At 41.0% G+C, this 2841-nt stretch carries 4 protein-coding genes; all 4 read right to left on the bottom strand.

Translation table 11 applies throughout. From position 1 onward, the window contains the following. The coding region (locus HM003_08440) for a hypothetical protein (protein MBX5329357.1) at positions 1-269 on the bottom strand (269 nt) is incomplete at its 3' end. A 155-nt stretch (positions 270-424) separates the two neighbouring features. Further along, on the bottom strand, positions 425-1573 hold the full coding sequence (locus HM003_08445) for a nucleotidyl transferase AbiEii/AbiGii toxin family protein (GenBank protein MBX5329358.1): 1149 nt from the start codon (positions 1571-1573) through the stop codon (positions 425-427). Then, positions 1570-2391 carry a hypothetical protein gene (locus tag HM003_08450; GenBank protein ID MBX5329359.1) on the bottom strand — a complete coding sequence of 274 codons (822 nt, stop codon included), beginning with the start codon at positions 2389-2391 and terminating at the stop codon, positions 1570-1572. The genes HM003_08445 and HM003_08450 overlap by 4 nt, the downstream gene beginning before the upstream one ends. 64 nt (positions 2392-2455) lie before the next feature. After that, positions 2456-2809, bottom strand: coding sequence for a hypothetical protein (locus tag HM003_08455; protein ID MBX5329360.1), 354 nt, complete (start codon positions 2807-2809; stop codon positions 2456-2458). Positions 2810-2841: the final 32 nt, after the last annotated feature.

Raw genomic sequence — 2841 nt, forward strand, 5'->3', positions numbered from 1 at the left:
ACTCTGCCATTTTTGTTAACATAGTAAGTGTATTGCAGATTGTTCTCCATTGTTAGGACGTTACCGTTTACTGCTGCAACCCTGTTCCATTCGCTATGCGCATCATCCTTAATCTCAACAGGATATCCAACTTGAAATTTTGAGCCGTCCGCAACCGTAACGTTCTTTTGTCCAGCGGGCGGGTCTTGAGCCATTTTCGTGGCTATCACATAAAAGTAGGGGGCATAATGCATAATGAACTGGTAATAGGCTTCAGGAACATTTGCCAATTTTCATCTGAAAAAATAGCGTGAAGGCTTGCTTAAAACAAAATTTGAACATGTTAGTTTAGAAGTGCAGTGTGTGTGCATGGAAGACTTGCGGAATGCTTAGAAACTAAAATGTCTGTGAGGAATTTGTGTTTAATTTTGTTTGGAGAAAGATATTATAATATGGATTGTATGTCTTGAAGATTTTCCAATGTTACGATTTGCCAAAAGACTCTTTCAAGCGTTTTGCCTTTCATTTCCTTGAAGTAGGGAATTTCTGTTTGAGCAAGGTCTAAGAGTTTTTTCCTTAATTCGATAACGTCCTTTCCACTGATTTGATTGAGTTTTGCTGCAATGCTTTTGCACTGAGTAATAACTTTGGCAGCGTTAGATCCGCTTAATTTGTTTTCAATGCATTCGCTGATTAGCGTGGCAAGAAGCTTGATTTTCAGGGACTTAGAACTCCACCCGTAAAATGGGTTTCTTTGATTCTTGTTGACGAAGAATTGTTGGAATGCGTCTATGTTCTTTTTGATGCTTGTATCGCCGCCGCTTGTATCCACCAGCGAATATTTATCCATTGTTTTTATTACATCGTGAAGGGCTTCTGTTGGAGTGGTTTTCATGTTTCTAATGGAAGCCTCAAGTTTTGTGAGTGTCTTGACGGATTTAACCATATCGTTGATAGTATTCTTAGAAATTTCACATACTTCTAGGAGTGCGTCTATGTCGTAGATCTGTTTTGGATAATCTGCCTTAATCGTCATGCCTATGCTTTCTTCTGCAAGTGTAAGAAGCTTGTCGCCAATAAGGGTTCCAACCGTGAAACACTTCATTCTTTGGACGTCTACTGCAAAAGTCTGAACGTTATTAAGCACTATTGTAGGTAATCTAGGGCTTTTAAGGAAAATGTCAATTTTTATTTCCAGCTCTTTTCTTGATGGGTCTGTTTTGGAAGGAGATTTTGCAAAATAGGTTATGAGTGGAAGCTTAGGAGTAGGCTTCTTCGGTTTATGCAGCTCGAACTTAATGTTCCCTTCTAGGGATCGGCTTACTCTCTGAACAATTTCAGCGATGTCACTTTTACTTAAAGGAGTGGCTAGGTCGATGTCAACACTTCCTCTCTGTTTTTCTAAGGGAAGATGCAGCTGAGCAGCTGCTCCTCCTTTAAGCACCATGTCCGCGCATTTTTCTTGAAGCTGCGCAGCAATTTCGCAGTCCCATAGAAATATTTCAACAGCTAATGGATTTGGAAATTCGTATTTTCTTGCTCTTTCCAAAATTTCCTCTTGAGTAAAGTATTTTGCGTCATGAATTAGGCTCATCGCAATACTTCCATCGCTTCGATAACCCTTTTTGCATATTTATTTTCACTTTTGCCTTTTATTGGAAGCTCTGGGCGAACAAACTTTGCTATGGCTTCCATTTCTTCTCTTATTCCTCTTCGGGCTGCCAGCATGAGCAGATGGCTAAAATTGATGGGTTCGGTTCTCAATACTTTGGAGAGAATTCTGCCTGCCTCTTCTTCGGGAAAAGGTATTCTCTTCCTTGTACTTTCAAAATATAGATCCACTAAAGCCCGCTCGATACTTGCGTTTCCATCAATGTTGCTTGGAAGTTCCGTGAACTCTCTTATTACGAAAATGTCTCTTTCAGGAAAATTTTCTAGTGCGACATTGATCTCGCTTAGACTGGGATTTAGCAAGGCTCTTATTTCTGCTTCCCTTAGCAATGTGACAGCTACTTCACCCGACCCTTTTTTAACATATATCAAGTGAATGAGGCGCTTGGGTAGGTGGTGGAAAAAGCGATAGAGTGAGGAGCCTCCGGTAATCATGAACTCGATTCCTTTATTTCTCAGCAAATCTCTTGCTTTAGTTAGCGAGCCTGGAATAAGGTCAACGCTTACACTAGCTGAGACCATCACAGTTTCTTTGAATTTAACAATTTTTGAAACCTTATAGATGTCTCTGCCCAATCTTTCTATTAGTCCCTTTTTGCAAAGGTCATGGAGAACACGATGTGCTGTTCCTCTGGAGTAGCCTTTTTTCTCGTTCAGAAGCTTAAACACATCATCTGCTCTAAAAATTCTGTTATTGAACTCGGATCTGAGAATTTCTAGTGCTGTATTTTCCCATTTCATAACGAATAGTAAGGAACTGCAAAAATAAAAAGTTTTGCAATTGCTTACTTCACGACATTCATTATTATTCGCTTGTGACTGGTGGAAATGCTGCTTCTCGGTTTATGAACCGTTCAACCTGCTCTTTTAGGAAGGCTATCTGTTTTGCGATTGCTTCTGAAACCCTTAGGTCGCCTATGCTGAAGTCTAAGCCTACGGCTACTCCGCCGGTGACATAGCAGTAGCAGTAGATGGCTGCTAGATTTCGGATGGCGTTAGCCTCTGCTTCTGTGCAGTCCGAGTAGTTGATGGTTCTGCCTATTTCACTGCTGAGCCATGCTGCTGCTTCGGCGACGAAAGCCATGACATCCTCATCCTTGATGTCTGCGGGTGTTAATCCTAAACGTTTCCTCACATGGTCTGCCGTAACATTCGCCATATTCATCGCCTTCTTTTGATGTCTTCGCCAGC

It is taken from the genome of Candidatus Bathyarchaeota archaeon A05DMB-5, assembly GCA_019685655.1.
Taxonomy (GTDB): domain Archaea; phylum Thermoproteota; class Bathyarchaeia; order Bathyarchaeales; family Bathycorpusculaceae; genus DSLH01.